The sequence below is a fragment of the Bacillus sp. RC252 genome, assembly GCF_044909215.1.
GTDB lineage: Bacteria > Bacillota > Bacilli > Bacillales > Bacillaceae_G > Bacillus_A > Bacillus_A mycoides.
Window position 1 is genome coordinate 131296 of sequence record NZ_JBIYDV010000006.1, and the last position, 17946, is coordinate 149241.

A 17946-nucleotide genomic window follows, 5' to 3' on the forward strand; every position below is an offset into this window, starting at 1 on the left:
GGGAGGTTGAAAACGTGAGTTCTGTAGCAAAAAAACAGGGGATGGGTGCTGTCATATGGGATTATTTAACGACAGTAGACCATAAAAAGATTGCCATTCTCTATTTAATTGCAGGTGGATTGTTTTTTGTAATAGGTGGAATAGAAGCACTATTTATTCGCCTGCAGTTAGCGATTCCTAACAATGCTTTTCTTGTTGGGGATGCTTATAATCAAGTATTAACGATGCACGGTACAACAATGATTTTCCTCGCAGCTATGCCACTCGTGTTTGCATTTATGAACGCCGCTGTACCACTTCAAATTGGAGCACGTGATGTGGCGTTCCCGTTTTTGAATTCGCTCGGATTTTGGTTATTTTTCTTTGGTGGATTATTTTTAAATTTAAGTTGGTTTTTAGGAGGAGCGCCTGATGCAGGGTGGACATCATATGCATCTTTAGCTTTAGCCTCTAAAGGACATGGTGTTGATTTTTATGTACTCGGCTTGCAAATATCAGGTATTGGTACATTAATTGGAGGTATTAACTTCCTTGTTACAATTATTAATATGCGCGCGCCAGGGATGACGTACATGCGCATGCCGATGTTTACATGGACAACATTTGTAACATCTTCACTTATTTTATTTGCATTTCCACCATTAACTGTAGGATTAGGACTTTTAATGTTAGATCGTTTATTTGGCACAAGTTTCTTTAATCCGGCACTAGGTGGGAACACGATTATATGGGAGCATTTATTCTGGATCTTCGGTCATCCGGAAGTATACATTCTTATACTCCCAGCTTTCGGAATATTCTCAGAAATCTTCGCCACATTTTCGAAAAAACGATTATTCGGTTATTCTTCTATGGTGTTCGCGACAGTATTAATAGGGTTTTTAGGATTTATGGTATGGGCGCATCATATGTTTACTGTTGGTCTTGGGCCTGTTGCAAATGCTATCTTCTCGGTTGCAACAATGGCGATTGCAGTTCCAACGGGTATTAAAATATTTAACTGGCTCTTTACAATGTGGGGTGGAAGTATTAGGTTTACAACACCAATGATGTGGGCGGTAGCTTTTATTCCATCCTTCGTTATGGGTGGAGTTACAGGTGTTATGCTTGCTTCTGCACCAGCTGATTATCAGTTTCATGATAATTATTTCGTAGTAGCACATTTTCATTATGTAATTGTTGGTGGTGTTGTATTTGGTTTACTTGCAGGTGCGCATTATTATTGGCCACTTATGTTTAATAAAGTATTAAATGAAACGTTAGGAAAGATAACATTTTGGTTATTCTTTATCGGTTTCCATTTAACGTTCTTTATTCAGCATTTCCTAGGTCTAATCGGTATGCCGCGTCGTTACTACACATATCTAGAGGGGCAAGGATTGGAAATGGGGAATATGATTAGTTCTATTGGAGCAGTGTTTATGGCTCTTGGAACGATTGTTCTTTTATTCAATGTAATAAAAACAACGGTATCAAAAGAGAAGGCTGGTCGTGATCCGTGGGATGGACGTACATTAGAGTGGACAATGCCAGCACCTACACCGGAATATAATTTCAAACAGTTACCATTTGTTCGTGGATTAGATCCGTTTTGGATTGAAAAGCGTGAGGGTAATAAAGAGATGACAGCAGCGGAACCGGTCGGTGATATTCATATGCCAAATTCTTCATTTTCACCGTTTATTATTTCTCTAGGTCTATTTATAGCTGCTTTTGGTGCGATGTATATGCAGGGTGGCAAAGATAAATTTTGGTTATTAGTAGCGATTATCGGTTTAATCATTACGTTTGGTACAATGTTCCTTCGTTCAGTAATTGATGATCATGGATATCATATTCATAAGGAAGATTTAGATGATAAGGGGGGCAAGGCGTAATGCATGTAGATGAGAAATTAACGAATGAAACATTTCCAGCAGAGCCTGAAAAAGCAACCCTTGAGGGGAAAAATAAGTTTGTTGGTTTTTGGTTATTTCTTGGAGGCGAAACAGTGTTGTTCGCTTCCTTATTTGGCACATATTTAGCGTTAAAGAACTCTACAAATGGTGGACCAACATCTCAAGAGATGTTTCAAATGCCACTCGTTTTCATTATGACGATGCTTTTGTTAACAAGTAGTTTAACGAGTGTATACGCAATGTATCATATGAAAAATTTTAACTTTAAGAAAATGCAACTTTGGTTACTTATAACAGTGTTGCTTGGCTTAGGATTTTTGGGGTTTGAAATATATGAGTTTTATCATTATACGCATGAATTTAAGCATACTATGAGAAGTAGTGCGTTTGGTTCTGCATTTTATGCTCTTGTTGGTACACACGGGCTCCACGTGTTGTTTGGATTATGTTGGATTTTAACATTAATCTTTAGAAACGCGAAGAGAGGCTTGAATTTATACAACGCACCAAAGTTTTATGTTGCATCAATTTATTGGCACTTTATTGACGTAGTTTGGGTGTTTATTTTCACTGTAGTATATTTGATGGGAATGGTGGGATAAACAATGGCGGTTAAGCAAACGAATAATCCTAAGGTGGATCTTGTTTATCGGAAGAGAAAAAGTGCAGAGGAAATGAAGCACCAAGTTGTTACATTTTCACTAATGATTTTTTTAACATTAGTTGCATTTGCAGCGGTGGCATATCCGAAAACATTTAGCCCGATTTTTTCGGTTCCATTTATATTATTGTTAGCAGTCATTCAAGTTATATTTCAGTTATATTATTTCATGCATATGAGTCATAAAGGGCATGAAGCGGCGAGTTTCTTCTTATACTCTGGATTGTTAATTGGTTTATTAACAATATTAGCCTTTATGACAATTGTGTGGATTTAAACAGTGATAGTAGGGGGCTCTGATTTATCATAGCCCTCTTTGTATATGAAATATAAGGATTTTGAAAAGGTAGGTGTGGAAATGGAAAACTTATGGGTATTTGGTTTTCAAGCTTTATGGAGTCCGATTTTTTTATTATTTATGATCTCGATTCTTATTAGTTATTTTTTAGTTATTGGACCATATAGAACGCGATTTGAAAATGCGACGAAGGTAAGTAAGAAGCAAATTTTTTATTTTACGACCGGGATTGTTCTTTTGTATTTTGTAAAGGGAGGACCTATTGATTTAATTGGTCATATTATATTTAGTGCACATATGCTTGAGATGGCAGTAATGTATATTGCGGTGCCTCCGTTATTACTGCTTGGTATACCCGTATGGTTATATCAATATATTACTTCTTTTAAGTTCGTTCAAATTGTGCTAAAGGTTTTTGGAAAGCCGCTTATTGCGTTGTTGGTATTTAACGGTCTGTTTTCCTTTTATCATTTGCCAGTTGTTTTTGATACAGTAAAACAAAGTCAAATAGCGCATCCTATTTGCCTTGCTATATTGTTTTTTGCAGCAATGATGATGTGGTGGCCGATGTTAAATCCGCTACCAGAATATCAAACTTTAAGTGATATTAAGAAGCTTGGTTATATGTTTGCTAATGGTATTTTATTAACGCCAGCTTGTGCGTTAATAATTTTTGCGACTGCACCATTATTTGCAACATATACAGATCCGGCCGCTTGGATGAAGGCAATGGAGCTCTGTGTACCGGCGGGGACTTTATCAGATTTAAATATAACTGGACCAGAATTTTTACATTGGATGCCGGTAGTAGAAGACCAACAAACAGGCGGTATCATTATGAAAATTGTCCAGGAAATAGTGTACGGTACGATTATCGGTTATGTGTTCTTTAAATGGGCACGTAGAGAGCGTGAAAAGGATAAAGAGCAGTTGCAACAATTGCCGCCGTATTTACAGACTAAGTAAAAAAGTGTATGGGATTCCATACACTTTTTTCTTCTTTGGTTTTAGCTAATTGTAAAAGATTGAATTTTCAAACTTTTTATGTTAAGTTAGTGTAGGCATGTACTAAAGTGGATATAAAACTTACTACTAGCTTTAATACGTAATAATTCCATATGTAGTGCAAGTTTTTTAGAGAATTACAAATTTATCCCGCATTAAGGGGCAGTAAGACTCCCACCTCGAAATTTGGCGACTGCGAGGGAGTTAGGCGGGAGATCAACTGCCCGTAAAAGCCCGATTGGTGTAGGCTAATAATCAGTGGGGGATGGACAAAACCCCCACTGATTAAAGTTTCACTTTATATTGTTATCTTTAATAAACATGAACTATTTTAAGGGGGAATTTAGATGGGTAGTAGTGGAAGCATGGTAAAGCCGATTAGTGGTTTTTTAACAGCGTTAATTCAATATCCAGTACCGGTAGTAGAGTCGCGTGCAGACATTGATAAACAAATTAAACAGATCATAAAAACAATTCATTCAACGAAATCAGGTTATCCTGGATTAGAATTGATAGTATTTCCCGAATATAGTACACAGGGGCTCAATACAAAAAAATGGACTACAGAAGAGTTTTTATGTACAGTTCCTGGACCAGAAACAGACTTATTTGCTGAGGCATGTAAAGAATCTGAAGTATATGGTGTTTTTTCTATAATGGAAAGAAATCCTGATGGTGGAGAACCGTATAATACAGCAATTATTATTGATCCACAGGGTGAAATGATTTTGAAGTATCGTAAGTTAAATCCTTGGGTGCCAGTCGAGCCTTGGAAAGCTGGAGATTTAGGCTTACCTGTTTGTGATGGACCTGGAGGAAGTAAATTAGCTGTTTGTATTTGTCATGATGGCATGTTCCCTGAAGTAGCCCGTGAAGCGGCCTATAAAGGTGCAAATGTCTTGATTCGTATTTCCGGATATAGCACACAAGTTAGTGAACAATGGATGTTAACTAATCGTTCAAATGCATGGCAAAATTTAATGTATACATTGTCAGTGAACTTAGCGGGTTATGATGGTGTATTTTATTACTTTGGTGAAGGACAAGTATGTAATTTTGATGGGACTACTTTAGTGCAGGGACACCGAAACCCTTGGGAGATTGTTACTGCCGAAGTATATCCAGAGCTAGCAGATCAGGCTAGATTAGGATGGGGTCTCGAAAATAATATATATAATTTAGGTTCAAGGGGATATGTAGCGACTCCTGGTGGGGTGAAAGAAAACCCGTATACGTTTGTAAAAGATTTAGCTGAAGGTAAATATAAGGTTCCTTGGGAAGATGAGATTAAAGTAAAAGATGGATCCATTTATGGGTATCCAGTCAAAAAGACGATTCATTCTTAGGTAAGAGAAATAGAACAAGCGCATCGATATGATGCGCTTGTTCTATTTACTCAATAATTTGAAATTCTTTCAACTCTTTTTCAATATTTTGTAGGAGTTGTTCGCTTTTTTGAAGTACATTCGTTGGGAAAATCTCATCATCTCCATATTCAACGCCATGAGGATAATAATGTTTTCCTAATAAGGGTGGCAATAGTTTTACTTGAGCGTGTCTGCCGCCGATGTCACCTTCAACAGCAAATCCTTGTACACGTAAATAATAAATATCCTTTAATATTTCAAATTTATAATCATATGTAACGCGTTCGTAATCCCATTGTCCAGCAAGTACAAAATGATTGTTTTCCATAATCTCAGTTAAAAGAGTTAGATCAACGACTGCATCATTAAAGTTTGTATTTGTAAATTGCATAGAATACCTCCTTATTTTAATGTTAGTACACTATTTTTATAATAGTACGAATAATAAGAAAATGCAATTCGTATTGCGAGAAAAGGGATAATCCAGACTTTTTTCGTGAAAATATGATATAGTGAAAAGAGTACGGTACACACAAAAAAAGGAAAAAAAAGGATTTGTGTATATCTCGATTTTATGCTTTGTTCAGGAGGTATATCGTTTGAAGAAATTATTGCGTATCGTAATGATTACATTTTTAATTTTAGCTGTTGATTTATACGGGAAGTTACTCGTGTCACAATATATATTAACTCCATCTCACTCTAAGCAAGAAAATAAAATTGTGAAAAAGAAGAAGCAAGTAAATGAAGAATCCACAGACACTGTTTTAAATATGATTGGTGGGGACTCTGAGAATTTATTAGCGAAGTGGGGCGAACCATCTCGAATAGAGCCTTCTGCTTATGGATATGAATGGTGGGTGTATAATCAAGATTTAGCTCAGTATGTTCAATTTGGAGTTGCTGAACGTAAAGTTGTAACGGCGTATGTTGCTGGTGAGCAAGTTAAGGTGGCTCCCTATCATATAAATGAAAAGTATGAAGAGGTATATAAAAAGAATCCACTTTCACATGAGATTTCATTAAAAAGAGGAAAGAATAGTTATCAATTTGAGTTATCTGATACGGAAGTAATGGAACAACCGCTAGTACCTGTAGAAGATGGATGGGCACAATTATACTTTGATCACTTTACACATGAGCTTGTTGGTCTTCGTTATATGGATGATGAAACGTTATTACGACAAAGACCATATCAACTTGTTTATTCAGGTGAATTAATAGCGGAACAGCCGCTGACACCAGAAAAAATGAAGCAAGTAGAAAATGGAAATATGCAACAAATTCTCGATTTAACAAATATTATTCGAAGTCGTCATCAATTACCGTTGTTAACATTTGACCAACAAACTGCAGATGTTGCATTAGGCCATAGTAAAGATATGAAGGATAATAATTATTTTTCACACGATTCACCTACTTTTGGTACGTTAGGAGATCGCTTGCAAAGTGGGCAAGTGGCTTTTCAACTTGCTGGTGAGAATATAGCGGCGCAACATAGTGATGGAATTGCGGCGGTACAGGGGTGGTTAAATAGTGAGGGTCATAGAAAGAATTTATTAAATGAACAATTTACTGGATTAGGTGTTGGGGTATATGATAAATTTTATACTCAAAACTTTATCCGAAAATAAAATGAAACTCTAATCAGTGGGGGCATCCTTCACTGATTATTAGTCTTCACCAATCGGGCTTTAACGGGCAGTAAGACTCCCGCCTAACTTCTGCGTATTCGTAGAAGTTTAAGGTGGGAGTCTTACTGTCCACAAATAGGAAGATAAAAAGGTGCATGAATCGTCTAAAAATAGGCGAACCATGTGCTTTTTTTTTCTTACAATATAGTAGATATACATGAAGAGGTGAGGATTATGCCAACAACAAAAGGGCCGTTACATCCATCGGTTCAACAGTTTAAAGAGTTTGTAAACCATCACCCTAAAATGGTTCATGAGGTTAGAAGTGGTCAAAAAACTTGGCAGCAATTTTATGAAGAATGGTACTTACTTGGTGAAGAAGATCAAATATGGATAGCGTATAGACCTGATGGAGCACCTGCTTTTTCTTCGGTAAAAGAAAATAAAGAAGAAAAAGAAAATCGAACAGAAGAGGAAAAAACTGCTGATGTGATGGGGCAAATGCTTTCTTTCTTTAAAAAGCTAGACGTAGAACAAATGCAACATCATTTAGCAAATGTAACGAGTGCGATTGGTAGCGTGCAACAAGTTATCCAACAATTTCAAGGAAACCGTGCGCAGCAAGAACAAAGTACTTCTGAAAATAATCCTTTTTTCTTTCAAAAGGATTAGGGGGAAAGAGGATGAGAGCAGAGCTTATGGAGTTTATAAAAGCTGATGAGGATTTAGCTCGCTATATTCGTGAACAGCCATACTGGTACCGGAAATTGACGCGTAACCCAGAAGAAAAAGAAGCTTTTGAGTTAGCTGCCATGCAGCATTTCAAAAAAACGATACCAGATAAAGTGGAAAAATTTCAAAATCAATTGGCCGTTGCTTCAATTATGATTGATATGTTCCAGTATATGAAGCAGCAAAATACGACGTAATTGGAAGGGGAAAACTATGTCCGTTATGCAAAACTTTTGTTACAATAGAATCGGATTATTTAAAAAAGGAGTTGCAGCATGACGGAAATTTGTTTAGTACGACATGGACAAACTGATTGGAACTTTCAAGAGATTATTCAAGGGCGCGAAGATATTCCACTTAACGAAGTTGGGAAGAAGCAAGCGAGTCAAAGTGCAGCTACCCTGCAAGCGGAATCGTGGGATATAATTATAAGTAGTCCGTTAATTAGAGCGCAAGAAACAGCTAAGGAAATTGCTGGGGCTATTGGATTACCATCTATTTTATTAGATGAGCGATTTATGGAACGTAATTTTGGGGAAGCTTCTGGGAAACCAGTTGCGGCCGTTAGAGAGTTAATTGCAGAAGGTAATATAGAAGGAATGGAGCAGGATGAAGAAATTGTAGAGCGCTGTTTTACGGCTGTACAAGAGGTTGCAGCAGCACATGGAGATAAACGTATTATCATTGTTGCGCATTCACATGCAATAAAAGCTATTTTACACGCAATTGCACCAGATGAAATTACATTTAAAACGCCGTTAAAAAACGCATGTATTAGCTACGTGAAAGAGAATAGCGGGAAATGGGATGTTCTTAAATATAATATTGCGGAGCATATTATTGTATAAGAGTGCAAGGGGATTGTATGAAAAGTAGTTAGAATTATATCTTTCTTTTAGGTGAGACACTTCAATTAGTAGTTCTGTTCCAAATGTGTTATGATGAATACTCGGAGGTGTCTCTCATGATTGTAGCGACGCTGGAAAGCGTATTGATTTTAGATAAGGCAGAGCAGCTTGCAAAAGCGATCATCTGTTCAGATATAGCAGAAGATTACCGTAAGTATTATAAGGATTTACAAGAAGATATAGAAGTCCAGACGCTAATTCAGCAATTTACAACGATGAAAGAGCGATACGAAGAAGTGCAACGTTTTGGTAAATATCATCCTGATTATACTTTCGTTTCGACGAAAATGAGGGAATTAAAGCGTTCTGTAGATATGCATGATAAGGTTGCAACCTTTAAAAGAGCAGAAACTGCTTTACAAAAGTTATTAGATGAAGTTAGTGTAGCAATTGGTTCTGAGGTGTCTTCTTCCGTTAAAGTTCCAACAGGAAATCCGTTTTTTGATGCGGGTGGCTGTGGCGGTGGGTGTGGTACCGGAGGCGGTTGTGGTTGTAAAAAAACAGGGTAATTTACCCTGTTTTTTAGAATATAGAAGAAAACGTATACAGAGTTTGTCCTTTAATGTCATAAATTTTTGATTGGTTTTCATAAAATATAAGAATATAAGTTTTTAAAAGGAGAAGATGGAGAAGATTATGTTCGGGCAACGACAAAGTATGATTGTTTATTTACATTCATTGAAACATGCCAAGATTTTAAGGAAATATGGTAACATTCATTACATATCAAAACGTTTGAAATATGCCGTTGTATATTGTGATATGGAACAAATTGAGCATATGATGCAAAAATTGAATAAACTTCCTTTTGTAAAAAAAGTAGAACAGTCGTATCGCCCATTTTTAAAAACGGAATTCGAAAATTCGCGTCCTGATCGGGCAAAAGAATACGATTATAGCTAAGTAAAAAAATCCCCTGCTAAATTTAGCAGGGGATTTTTTTACTTGAAATAACGTGTTATTTCATTGGAGGAATGAAATTGTTCATTCGTAAAATACCAATTAGATGATTAAAAAATAGTTCTTTTTCAGGGAAAGTTGTTGATGGTTTTACAGTAAAGGGAGTAACTTTTTTCCCTATTTGTTCCGCCATTTCTTCAAATAAAACGACACGTTTACTTTTTTTATTTTCAAGTACAGGAATGCCTTCACGACATATGTATAATGGTTGGAAATCACCAGTAGTTGTCGGTTTTAGTATTACAACAAGTGAACACACTTTTTTTTCGTTTTTTACAGTTTCGAATTGTAACATATGTGTTACACGTTCTTGGTTTGTTTTGGCAATTTCAAGTAATTCATATAAGTCAGAGTAGCCTTCTCCGAGTTCTATAAAGCGTTGAATCATATTTTTTCCTCCTCTTTCTTTTACTGTACCACCTGACTTTTTAAATGAAAAGTAGACAAATAAAAAAACCCTGCAAAGCAGGGCCCTTCTAATACTAGTATGTACTACTAGTAAGAAGGCAAAGGGAGAGGAGAAACCGGAGGAAGAACTTATGGGGAAACGTAAGTCTTCTCCGCGGTTGGCAACAACATCGAAAATGATGTTGTTATATTTATTTATGTCCAATCTAAAATGAAGATATACATAATGAAATTAAAATTTATGTTAGGCTTTTTATTTTTCTTTTTTTTATTTTATGATAGGATAAAAAAGGTAAAGTGGAACTGATGTACATAGAGGGTTGTTGCTTGCAAATAGTGAAATGGATATGAAAGAAATAGCGAGCGATTATTTTAACTGAGGTTTTCAATTAGTTAAATAACAGATTAATGAAAAAATGTATGAAATAGTATGAATCGGTAGCGGTTACCGAATTGAAATGAATTTGCTGTAATCGCTCTATAGATTGAAATAAAGGTAGTGACAACAGATGAGAGTAGTTTCAGGAAAATGTAAAGGGCACCCACTTAAAGCGGTACCTGGTAATACAACGCGTCCAACGACAGATAAAGTGAAAGAATCTATTTTTAATATGATAGGTCCTTATTATGATGGTGGTATCGCTCTTGATTTATTTGGTGGTAGCGGTGGTCTTGGAATTGAGGCCATAAGTAGAGGGATTGATAAAGCGATTTTTGTTGACCGAGATAGTAAAGCGATAAAAGTCATTCATCAAAATTTAGAAAGCTGTAGACTACAAGAACAAGCTGAAGTGTACCGAAATGATGCAGAGCGTGCGGTAAAGGCGCTTATAAAGCGTGAAATATCATTCGATCTTATACTAATAGACCCTCCATATAAAGCTCAAAAAATTGTGTCTTTAGTTAGTGTAATGGATCAACATGGATTGTTAAATAAAGATGGCATCATTATGGCAGAGCATGGGGATGACGTGGTTTTACCTGATTCTATAGGAGAGCTTGTAAAAGTACGGGCAGAAAACTACGGGATTACAGCAATTTCGATTTATAAGTATGAAGGTGAGGGGACAGAATGACAAGTATAGCTATTTCTTCAGGGAGTTTTGATCCAATTACCCTTGGACATTTGGATATTATTAAAAGGGGAGCAAAAGTATTTGATGAAGTATATGTAGTTGTTTTAAACAATTCATCAAAAAAACCATTCTTTTCGGTAGAAGAACGCCTAGAGTTAATTCGAGAGGCGACAAAGGATATTCCGAATGTAAAAGTTGATTCACATAGTGGATTATTGGTGGAATATGCAAAAATGCGTAATGCAAATGCAATATTACGTGGTTTGCGAGCAGTTTCTGATTTTGAATATGAGATGCAAATTACTTCAATGAATCGAAAATTAGACGAAAATATCGAAACTTTCTTCATTATGACAAATAATCAATATTCATTTTTAAGTTCAAGTATTGTGAAAGAAGTTGCGAGATATGGTGGGAGTGTAGTAGACCTTGTTCCTCCGATTGTAGAGCGTGCTTTAAAAGAAAAGTTTAAAACCCCGTTAAAGTGAACGGGGTTTTTCTTTATGAATGCGTAAAAACAATAAGATGACATACAAATATAAACAAAATAAGGTGAAGATTGGTCCGTAGTGTATAAATGATGTCCAAATATCAGTTAGTGTATAAGAATGATTCAATAAAAATACGGGAAGATCTTCTTGCGTAGGCGAGAAAGAATGAACTTTTTCATAAAATGGTCCCCAAAATATAAAAGTGAAAATAGGAGCGAGAATACTTTGGATAATTCGAGCTAAAAAATATGGTTTAAAGCGGATATCTGTCTCCGCTAATATGCTTGCTACTTGTGCCTGAATAGAAAGACCGCTAAATGCTAAAATGAAGCTTGTTACCATCGCTTGTTGAAGAAGTGTTGATTCATTAATTTGACTAATCATTTGGCTTCCAAGCGTCATTTCAAAAATACCGGATAATATCGGAATACTAAATTGGGATGTAAGTTGGAAGAATGATAAAATATGTTGCATAATAAAAGAAAGCGCTTCTGTAATTTTGAAAACAGTAATCATTTTATTTAAAACAGAGAATAAAATAATAAACCCACCAATCATGAGCAATGTTTGAATAGAAGAAACGATAGCGTCACCGAGTAGTTTTCCGATTGGTCTTTTTTCTTGCATACGTGTTTGGTGGAGGATGGAAAAAGGGTTTTGAAAGGCACGCTTTTGATTCGTATGTTTGTCTTTTATGTAAGTATCGTTATTACCATAAAAGCGCATAAGTAATCCGACGATAAAGTTACTTATATAATGTGCTGCTGCTAATACGATTCCTAATTTCGGATTATTGAAAAAACCAATAGAAACCGCTCCGAAAATAAAAAGTGGATTAGAAGAATTTGTGAAAGATACGAGTCGTTCCGCTTCAATTTGTGTTAGTTGATTGCTCTTGCGTAGTCTAGCGCTTAATTTGGCGCCAGCGGGGAATCCTGAAGCCATTCCCATTGCCCAAACAAATCCGCCTACCCCTGGAACACGAAACAGTGGACGCATTAGTGGTTCTAATATAACACCGATAAATTTTACAATACCAATACTGATTAGAAGTTCCGCAATGATGAAAAACGGTAGTAGTGAAGGGAATACAACTTCCCACCATATATTTAACCCGCGAATTGAAGCTTGCAAAGCATCTTGGGGGTGAAGTACAAGAGAAAAGGTTAAAAACAACATTGATATGGTAAGAAAAGCAGTTTTCCATTTTTCGTACATGTAAGAAAATCCCCCTTTGTCCCAAAAACGTTCATTTCAGTATACGTGGATATGTGGTGAATTTAGACCATAAGTATGAAAAAGGAATGAAAAAAATTAAAGGGTGAGAAAAATGAAGGAACCAAAAATCGGTTTAGCGCTTGGATCCGGAGGTGCAAAAGGTTTTGCTCACATAGGGGTAATAAAAGTGTTGAGGGAAGCTGGCATCCCTATTCACATGATAGCAGGTAGTAGTATAGGGGCATTAATTGGCACATTTTATGCAGCGAGTTGTAACGTTGAAAGACTGTATAAATTGGCAGCTGTTTTCAAAAGGAAATATTATTTGGATTTTACAGTTCCTAAAATGGGATTTATTGCTGGAAAACGTATTAAAGATATGATTAAAATGTTTACATATAATAAAAATTTAGAAGAGTTAGATATCCCGACAGCTGTTGTGGCTACTGACATTTTGAAGGGGGAGAAAGTTGTTTTTACAAGTGGTCCGATTGCGGAGGCGGTTCGAGCTAGTATATCTGTACCAGGGGTGTTTGTTCCAGAAAAAATAGATGGCCGCTTATTAGTGGATGGAGGGGTAATTGACCGTATTCCAGTATCGGTTGTAAAAGATTTAGGTGCTGATATTGTTATTGCTGTTGATGTATCTCCAATTAAGGTGAATGGAGAGGTTACATCGATTTATGATGTGATTATGCAAAGTATTGAAATTATGCAACATGAACTCGTGATGAATCGGCAAATAGCATCAGATTTAATGATGCGGCCAGCAGTAGAACAATTTAGTTCGCGTGCTTTTACACATATTGAAGATATCATTCGGGTCGGAGAAGTGGAAGCAGAAAAACACATTTCAAACATTTATTTACTAATTGAGCAGTGGAAGGAGAAACATAATGTTTAAGCGTTTTCGGTTTATATATGCAATTTTAATAGGGGTTATATTGGCGATGCTACTTGTTTATGTGCGTTTGCCGTATTATGTGACAAAACCAGGTATGGCGGCGAAATTAGCGCCATACGTTCAAGTAGATGGTGGAACGAAAGAGTCTGGTGATTTCATGCTTGTCACTGTCTCAATGGGACCTGCCAATGTGGTGAACTTAATAGCCGCGCAATTTAATAAATATACACACGTTTCAAAGGCGGAAGAAATATTGCAAAAAGGCGAGAGTGATGAAGAATATCAATTTCGCCAAAATTATGCAATGAAAGATTCGCAAAATGCAGCGATCTATAATGCTTATAAACGTGCAAATCGCTCTGTTTCTTTTGAAAATAAAGGTGTACTAGTTGCTGGTGTAGCAAAGGGTATGCCGTCAGAAGGAAAGCTTAAGCTTGGAGATGTTATTATAGCTGTCGATGGAAAAACATTCGACAAGACGGAACAATTTATTGAGTATATGACAGGGAAAAAAGAAGGGGACACAGTAAATATTGAATACAAGCGGGGCGGAAAACAGTTTAAAGAAAATTTAAATGTAAAGACGATCCCTAATGGGAATGGACGCGTCGGTATAGGGGTCTCTATCGTTACGGAAAGAGAGTTAGTAGTAGATCCGAAAGTGAAAATTGATTCCCATGAAATAGGAGGCCCGTCAGCAGGGTTAATGTTTACACTAGAAATTTATAATCAGCTCGTTGAAGAAGATTTAACAAACGGACATGAAATAGCTGGAACAGGTACAATCAATGATAAAGGAGAAATTGGTCCAATTGGTGGTATTCAGCAAAAAGTAGTAGCTGCTAGTGATGCGGGAGCTGAAGTGTTTTTTGCGCCAAATGAAAAAGGTGTAGAGAAATCGAATTATAAAGATGCTCTTGAAGCTGCGAAAGATATTAAAACAAAGATGAAAATTGTACCGGTGGACACACTGGATGATGCATTAACGTATTTAGAAAAAATGGGTAAAACAAAGTAAACCTCTCTGAAGAAGAGAGGTTTTTCTTATAGGAATTTTTTCATTATTTCATCATAACGAATTGGGTGATGCGTTGCGTCTTGTTTTAGCAGTTGTGTCCGCAAAGGTTCTTGCATTATGGAGAAATATACAGCATTTGATTTTCGTTCTATGTCTAAAGTTGGATGTTCGAATGTTTTTGTATGAGTAAGGATTGGGAGTTCTATTTTTTTCTTATTTCTAGAAAGATAAGTTTGTCCTTTTTGTGACATTCCGAGAAGACGGATATACGGCGCATGTTGCTCTATATTTGCTTTGTGTATTTCTTCCTTCGTTGTATTTGTTAAAATATGTGTACAAGCTCTTTGCAATCTAGTCCATGTATAACGTTTTGTTTTTAATGCTTCCATGAATGAATAGAAAGATGAACTGTTTTGTATTTTTGATAAAATACGATGCTCTAAACCTTCTTCCATTTCATATATATGCTGTAAGTCCTCTGAAGACATCGTCATAAGTTTGTATTTAAAAAATGAAAAGTATTTTTCCCAGTTATGTAACGTCCCGTAGTTTTGCTTGTAGTTTTCTAAAAGAGAAGCAGTCATTTTCGGGATAAAAGGCTCAATAGTTGTAGAGGAACTGTTTTCATTAAATAGCTGTTTGCGAATACTTGTTGCACTTGCAATATGTTGATCGTGAAATGTTTCATCATGATAATGAGAGGCGAATCTTTTTATAGTTTGTGCTTGCATCGAACTGTTTTGTAAGAGAATTGCTTTAATGTACTGTAAGCCTAAAATGTTATTTGGTTGTGACATATCTACGTTTTTTTCGGATGGTAAGATGTGTAGAAAGGCTTCAGATGTAGCTTTTGCATAACTATTACCTGCATTCATAAATTGCTTCACAAGACGATTAAAAGTCTCTTCTTCATTTTTTTGTATATCGATGGTATTGTAGAAATTTTCAGCTTGTCCATCTTCACTACCGAAACAAATTTCAGAAACACCAAGGGCGTTTAAAATCGAAATTGCGCCATTTGCGAAAGTTTCGGCCTTTTGTGTTGCGAATGCATATGGAAGCTCTACAACAAGGTCTACGCCGTTTGTTAAGGCCATTTTAGTACGATACCATTTGGAGATGAGTGCGGGCTCACCACGCTGCAAAAAAGGACCACTCATAACGGCGATAATAATATCAGACTGTGTTAACTTTTTTGTTTGTTGCACATGATAAGCATGACCGTTATGAAAAGGGTTATATTCAACAACAATACCACTGGATTTTATGGTAATCTCTCCTTTCGATGTAGCATCTTTTTGGAAAACGTGATAGTCTATATATTATTTCCTATGATGACTTCATTATAGTGTAAAGAAAAAACATTGACAAATATAAAATGGCTAGCTATAATTTTGTTTGTTGCCTTGAGGTGATATGATATGAAATGGTCCATCCATCAATTGAATAAATTGAGAAATAAAGGATTGACATTAAATGAAATGGTAGATGTAAGTGAGCTAAAAGAGGTCGAGAAAGATATTCGTGAAATTAATCCTGCTCATGTAACAGGAAGAGTTGATTTTGGCTCCGGTAAGTTTACGTTTCATCTACATATAACTGGAAGCATGGTTTTACCATGTTCTCGCTCTTTAGTAGATGTGACATTACCATTTGACATTAAAACAACTGAGGTGTTCCAAACTTCGGAAGAAGAATTTGAAACAGAAGCTGAAATTCATTGTTTAGAAGGAGAAGTACTTGACTTACTGCCCGTAATCAAGGAAAATATACTTTTGGAGATTCCAATGCAAATTTTCAGTGATGATGTTTCTGGTGGAGCACCGATGCAAGGTCAAGACTGGCAAGTGATTTCGGAAGAAAACAAAGAAAAGACTGTTGATCCACGATTAGCAGGACTTGCAAAGTTTTTTGACAAATAATCGGAAGACTGGTTTAGGCCTTCATATGAAAATAACTATTTCTTTTAAGGAGGTGGGAAGAATGGCTGTACCTTTTAGAAGAACTTCTAAAACAGTAAAAAGAAAGCGTCGTACGCATTTCAAATTATCAGTACCTGGTATGGTAGAGTGCCCAAGCTGTGGTGAAGCGAAATTAGCTCACCGTGTATGTAAAGCATGCGGTACTTACAAAGGTAAAGAAGTAATCAGCAAGTAATTGCGGGAAAATAAACGTAGAAGATATCTTCTACGTTTATTTTTTTTTGTCTTATTCTTTATTTGTTGTATTCTATCTTTTCTAGTAACTGCATATGCTTAATAAAAAATGCATAGGGAGGACTAGAGAGATGGCGACAACAAGACAAGATGCTTGGACTGATGATGAAGATTTGCTTCTGGCAGAAGTAGTACTCCGGCATATTCAAGAAGGTGGAACGCAACTTTCTGCCTTTAAAGAAGTGGGGAGACATTTGTCTCGCACACCAGCAGCATGTGGATTTAGGTGGAATTCTTATGTTAGAAAGCAATACAAAGAACGTATTGAAGAAGCAAAGCAACTTCGTAAAGTAGAAAATTATGAAGTGAAAGAGACAAAGGTATTAGAGCCTACATCAATTACATTGAATGATGTTATTGAATTCTTGCGAAATTATAAAGATGAAAGCTCTTTAATGGTGTTGCAACAACAAATTGAATCGTTACAAACAGAGAAAGAACGTCTTCTGGAGCGATTATCAGTATATGAGGAAGAATATAGAACATTACTTGATTATATCGATCAAAAAAGAAGTGTAATGGTAGCGGAAAGAAATGGCGCTCGCTCGAATGGAGAATTAGAAAAATTAAAGAAATAAAAACAGCTGCGTAACAGCTGTTTTTTTTTGTTTCTTATGCAGATTCTTCGTTTGTAATCGCATTCGAATTTGTTTCTGGATGCCAAATATAAAAATCACCATCAGTTACTGATACTGGCTGGAAACTTAATTTATCCCAAAAACCAGATGATTGGATACGTGCTATCGTTTTAATTGGGAATTGTAGTTGTTTCGCATAATTAACAAGCATTTGTCCGAATCCTTGTTTTTGAAAAGTCGGCAATACTTCAAGTTTATAAAGTTCTAGGTAAGTACCTGTAATTTCAAATGGTTCCCCGCCGTTCCTTTTCATATATAGACTCATACGTGCGATTAGCGATCCTCCATAATAGATACCGTAAAATGGAGACTCACTATCATTTTCAATAATGTTTGCTTGTAATTCTTCCAACATGGATAGTTCTTGAGCTCCGCACCCTTTAAATTTTTTAAATTCATCTAATGTTTTATAATTGATGAGCAAGCGTTCAACTTTTGGGAATCCCATTACATCACGTCCTTTTCTTATCTTGTTGAATGCAGAAAAGTTAAAATATTTATAATAATATTATAA

The 17946-nt window shown here is 36.1% G+C and carries 23 protein-coding genes; 18 read left to right on the forward strand and 5 right to left on the reverse strand.

Annotation, left to right across the window (positions count from 1 at the left end):
• The first annotated feature begins 41 nt into the window (after positions 1–41).
• From ctaD to ABH960_RS10605, 5 genes are all read left to right on the forward strand, one after another.
• The gene (gene ctaD / locus ABH960_RS10585) at positions 42–1877 is read left to right on the forward strand and encodes a cytochrome c oxidase subunit I (RefSeq protein ID WP_181777920.1); all 1836 of its coding nucleotides are present in this window, start codon (positions 42–44) and stop codon (positions 1875–1877) included.
• The gene (gene ctaE / locus ABH960_RS10590) at positions 1877–2500 is read left to right on the forward strand and encodes a cytochrome c oxidase subunit III (RefSeq protein ID WP_002121963.1); all 624 of its coding nucleotides are present in this window, start codon (positions 1877–1879) and stop codon (positions 2498–2500) included. Before ctaD ends, ctaE begins: the two co-directional genes overlap by 1 nt.
• A gap of 3 nt (positions 2501–2503) precedes the next feature.
• Complete coding sequence (ctaF, locus tag ABH960_RS10595) at positions 2504–2836, forward strand: cytochrome c oxidase subunit IVB (protein ID WP_002014776.1); 333 nt, start codon at positions 2504–2506, stop codon at positions 2834–2836.
• Between the two features lie 81 nt (positions 2837–2917).
• Complete coding sequence (gene ctaG / locus ABH960_RS10600) at positions 2918–3823, forward strand: cytochrome c oxidase assembly factor CtaG (RefSeq protein WP_002146015.1); 906 nt, start codon at positions 2918–2920, stop codon at positions 3821–3823.
• A gap of 386 nt (positions 3824–4209) precedes the next feature.
• Positions 4210–5208, forward strand: coding sequence for a formamidase (locus tag ABH960_RS10605; protein WP_000535796.1), 999 nt, complete (start codon positions 4210–4212; stop codon positions 5206–5208).
• Between the two features lie 46 nt (positions 5209–5254).
• On the opposite strand, the gene ABH960_RS10610 is transcribed toward ABH960_RS10605, so the two are convergent.
• Positions 5255–5620: a YugN family protein gene (locus ABH960_RS10610; RefSeq protein ID WP_002066906.1), complete on the reverse strand. Its 366-nt coding sequence runs from the start codon at positions 5618–5620 to the stop codon at positions 5255–5257.
• 208 nt (positions 5621–5828) lie between these two features.
• Here ABH960_RS10610 and ABH960_RS10615 point away from each other — a divergent pair, with 208 nt between their 5' ends.
• From ABH960_RS10615 to ABH960_RS10640, 6 genes are all read left to right on the forward strand, one after another.
• A complete protein-coding gene (locus tag ABH960_RS10615) occupies positions 5829–6863 on the forward strand; it encodes a CAP domain-containing protein (RefSeq protein WP_033707146.1) in 1035 nt (344 codons plus the stop codon).
• 234 nt (positions 6864–7097) lie between these two features.
• The gene (gene ylbD / locus ABH960_RS10620) at positions 7098–7535 is read left to right on the forward strand and encodes a YlbD family protein (protein ID WP_002138106.1); all 438 of its coding nucleotides are present in this window, start codon (positions 7098–7100) and stop codon (positions 7533–7535) included.
• An 11-nt stretch (positions 7536–7546) separates the two neighbouring features.
• A complete protein-coding gene (locus ABH960_RS10625; RefSeq protein WP_002014770.1) occupies positions 7547–7792 on the forward strand; it encodes a YlbE-like family protein in 246 nt (81 codons plus the stop codon).
• Positions 7793–7870: 78 nt separating this feature from the next.
• Positions 7871–8443, forward strand: a complete 573-nt coding sequence (locus ABH960_RS10630) for a histidine phosphatase family protein (protein ID WP_404444954.1) — start codon at positions 7871–7873, stop codon at positions 8441–8443.
• A gap of 116 nt (positions 8444–8559) precedes the next feature.
• Positions 8560–9012, forward strand: a complete 453-nt coding sequence (locus ABH960_RS10635; RefSeq protein WP_002066910.1) for a YlbF/YmcA family competence regulator — start codon at positions 8560–8562, stop codon at positions 9010–9012.
• Positions 9013–9139: 127 nt separating this feature from the next.
• On the forward strand, positions 9140–9406 hold the full coding sequence (locus ABH960_RS10640) for a YlbG family protein (protein WP_002088292.1): 267 nt from the start codon (positions 9140–9142) through the stop codon (positions 9404–9406).
• Positions 9407–9461: 55 nt separating this feature from the next.
• Here ABH960_RS10640 and ABH960_RS10645 read toward each other — a convergent pair whose 3' ends face one another.
• Positions 9462–9851, reverse strand: a complete 390-nt coding sequence (locus tag ABH960_RS10645) for a DUF7147 family protein (RefSeq protein ID WP_002014762.1) — start codon at positions 9849–9851, stop codon at positions 9462–9464.
• A gap of 529 nt (positions 9852–10380) precedes the next feature.
• Between ABH960_RS10645 and rsmD the strand changes: the two genes are divergently transcribed.
• Together rsmD and coaD are read left to right on the forward strand one after the other, a co-directional pair.
• Positions 10381–10947, forward strand: a complete 567-nt coding sequence (gene rsmD, locus ABH960_RS10650; RefSeq protein WP_001266992.1) for a 16S rRNA (guanine(966)-N(2))-methyltransferase RsmD — start codon at positions 10381–10383, stop codon at positions 10945–10947.
• Entirely contained in the window at positions 10944–11435 is a 492-nt protein-coding gene (gene coaD, locus ABH960_RS10655) for a pantetheine-phosphate adenylyltransferase (protein WP_002128865.1), read from the forward strand. The genes rsmD and coaD overlap by 4 nt, the downstream gene beginning before the upstream one ends.
• On the opposite strand, the gene ylbJ is transcribed toward coaD, so the two are convergent.
• Positions 11427–12656, reverse strand: coding sequence for a sporulation integral membrane protein YlbJ (ylbJ, locus tag ABH960_RS10660; RefSeq protein ID WP_404444959.1), 1230 nt, complete (start codon positions 12654–12656; stop codon positions 11427–11429). The genes coaD and ylbJ overlap by 9 nt on opposite strands.
• 112 nt (positions 12657–12768) lie before the next feature.
• Between ylbJ and ABH960_RS10665 the strand changes: the two genes are divergently transcribed.
• Together ABH960_RS10665 and ABH960_RS10670 are read left to right on the forward strand one after the other, a co-directional pair.
• Positions 12769–13560, forward strand: coding sequence for a patatin-like phospholipase family protein (locus tag ABH960_RS10665; RefSeq protein ID WP_002088284.1), 792 nt, complete (start codon positions 12769–12771; stop codon positions 13558–13560).
• A complete protein-coding gene (locus ABH960_RS10670) occupies positions 13553–14578 on the forward strand; it encodes a SepM family pheromone-processing serine protease (protein WP_113937191.1) in 1026 nt (341 codons plus the stop codon). The genes ABH960_RS10665 and ABH960_RS10670 overlap by 8 nt, the downstream gene beginning before the upstream one ends.
• A 26-nt stretch (positions 14579–14604) precedes the next feature.
• On the opposite strand, the gene ABH960_RS10675 is transcribed toward ABH960_RS10670, so the two are convergent.
• A complete protein-coding gene (locus tag ABH960_RS10675; protein ID WP_404445157.1) occupies positions 14605–15846 on the reverse strand; it encodes a nucleotidyltransferase in 1242 nt (413 codons plus the stop codon).
• 153 nt (positions 15847–15999) lie between these two features.
• Here ABH960_RS10675 and ABH960_RS10680 point away from each other — a divergent pair, with 153 nt between their 5' ends.
• The 3 genes from ABH960_RS10680 (at position 16000) to ABH960_RS10690 (ending at position 17372) form a co-directional block, all read left to right on the forward strand.
• Positions 16000–16500 carry a YceD family protein gene (locus ABH960_RS10680; RefSeq protein ID WP_002014753.1) on the forward strand — a complete coding sequence of 167 codons (501 nt, stop codon included), beginning with the start codon at positions 16000–16002 and terminating at the stop codon, positions 16498–16500.
• A gap of 61 nt (positions 16501–16561) precedes the next feature.
• Complete coding sequence (gene rpmF, locus ABH960_RS10685) at positions 16562–16735, forward strand: 50S ribosomal protein L32 (protein WP_001984764.1); 174 nt, start codon at positions 16562–16564, stop codon at positions 16733–16735.
• A 130-nt stretch (positions 16736–16865) separates the two neighbouring features.
• Positions 16866–17372, forward strand: a complete 507-nt coding sequence (locus ABH960_RS10690; RefSeq protein WP_002066865.1) for an RsfA family transcriptional regulator — start codon at positions 16866–16868, stop codon at positions 17370–17372.
• Between the two features lie 34 nt (positions 17373–17406).
• Here ABH960_RS10690 and ABH960_RS10695 read toward each other — a convergent pair whose 3' ends face one another.
• A complete protein-coding gene (locus ABH960_RS10695) occupies positions 17407–17880 on the reverse strand; it encodes an N-acetyltransferase (RefSeq protein WP_002014751.1) in 474 nt (157 codons plus the stop codon).
• Positions 17881–17946: the final 66 nt, after the last annotated feature.

Bases quoted from the DNA above. Each gene is read 5' to 3' on its own strand.
- ABH960_RS10695 (WP_002014751.1), bottom strand. From the start codon at position 17,880: ATGGGATTCCCAAAAGTTGAACGCTTGCTCATCAATTATAAAACATTA.
- ylbJ (WP_404444959.1), bottom strand. From the start codon at position 12,656: ATGTACGAAAAATGGAAAACTGCTTTTCTTACCATATCAATGTTGTTT.
- coaD (WP_002128865.1), top strand. From the start codon at position 10,944: ATGACAAGTATAGCTATTTCTTCAGGGAGTTTTGATCCAATTACCCTT.
- rpmF (WP_001984764.1), top strand. From the start codon at position 16,562: ATGGCTGTACCTTTTAGAAGAACTTCTAAAACAGTAAAAAGAAAGCGT.
- ABH960_RS10670 (WP_113937191.1), top strand. From the start codon at position 13,553: ATGTTTAAGCGTTTTCGGTTTATATATGCAATTTTAATAGGGGTTATA.
- ABH960_RS10630 (WP_404444954.1), top strand. From the start codon at position 7,871: ATGACGGAAATTTGTTTAGTACGACATGGACAAACTGATTGGAACTTT.
- ABH960_RS10625 (WP_002014770.1), top strand. From the start codon at position 7,547: ATGAGAGCAGAGCTTATGGAGTTTATAAAAGCTGATGAGGATTTAGCT.
- ctaG (WP_002146015.1), top strand. From the start codon at position 2,918: ATGGAAAACTTATGGGTATTTGGTTTTCAAGCTTTATGGAGTCCGATT.
- ABH960_RS10680 (WP_002014753.1), top strand. From the start codon at position 16,000: ATGAAATGGTCCATCCATCAATTGAATAAATTGAGAAATAAAGGATTG.
- ABH960_RS10605 (WP_000535796.1), top strand. From the start codon at position 4,210: ATGGGTAGTAGTGGAAGCATGGTAAAGCCGATTAGTGGTTTTTTAACA.
- ABH960_RS10665 (WP_002088284.1), top strand. From the start codon at position 12,769: ATGAAGGAACCAAAAATCGGTTTAGCGCTTGGATCCGGAGGTGCAAAA.
- ABH960_RS10690 (WP_002066865.1), top strand. From the start codon at position 16,866: ATGGCGACAACAAGACAAGATGCTTGGACTGATGATGAAGATTTGCTT.
- ctaE (WP_002121963.1), top strand. From the start codon at position 1,877: ATGCATGTAGATGAGAAATTAACGAATGAAACATTTCCAGCAGAGCCT.
- ABH960_RS10640 (WP_002088292.1), top strand. From the start codon at position 9,140: ATGTTCGGGCAACGACAAAGTATGATTGTTTATTTACATTCATTGAAA.
- ylbD (WP_002138106.1), top strand. From the start codon at position 7,098: ATGCCAACAACAAAAGGGCCGTTACATCCATCGGTTCAACAGTTTAAA.
- ABH960_RS10635 (WP_002066910.1), top strand. From the start codon at position 8,560: ATGATTGTAGCGACGCTGGAAAGCGTATTGATTTTAGATAAGGCAGAG.
- ABH960_RS10645 (WP_002014762.1), bottom strand. From the start codon at position 9,851: ATGATTCAACGCTTTATAGAACTCGGAGAAGGCTACTCTGACTTATAT.
- ctaD (WP_181777920.1), top strand. From the start codon at position 42: ATGGGTGCTGTCATATGGGATTATTTAACGACAGTAGACCATAAAAAG.
- rsmD (WP_001266992.1), top strand. From the start codon at position 10,381: ATGAGAGTAGTTTCAGGAAAATGTAAAGGGCACCCACTTAAAGCGGTA.
- ABH960_RS10610 (WP_002066906.1), bottom strand. From the start codon at position 5,620: ATGCAATTTACAAATACAAACTTTAATGATGCAGTCGTTGATCTAACT.
- ctaF (WP_002014776.1), top strand. From the start codon at position 2,504: ATGGCGGTTAAGCAAACGAATAATCCTAAGGTGGATCTTGTTTATCGG.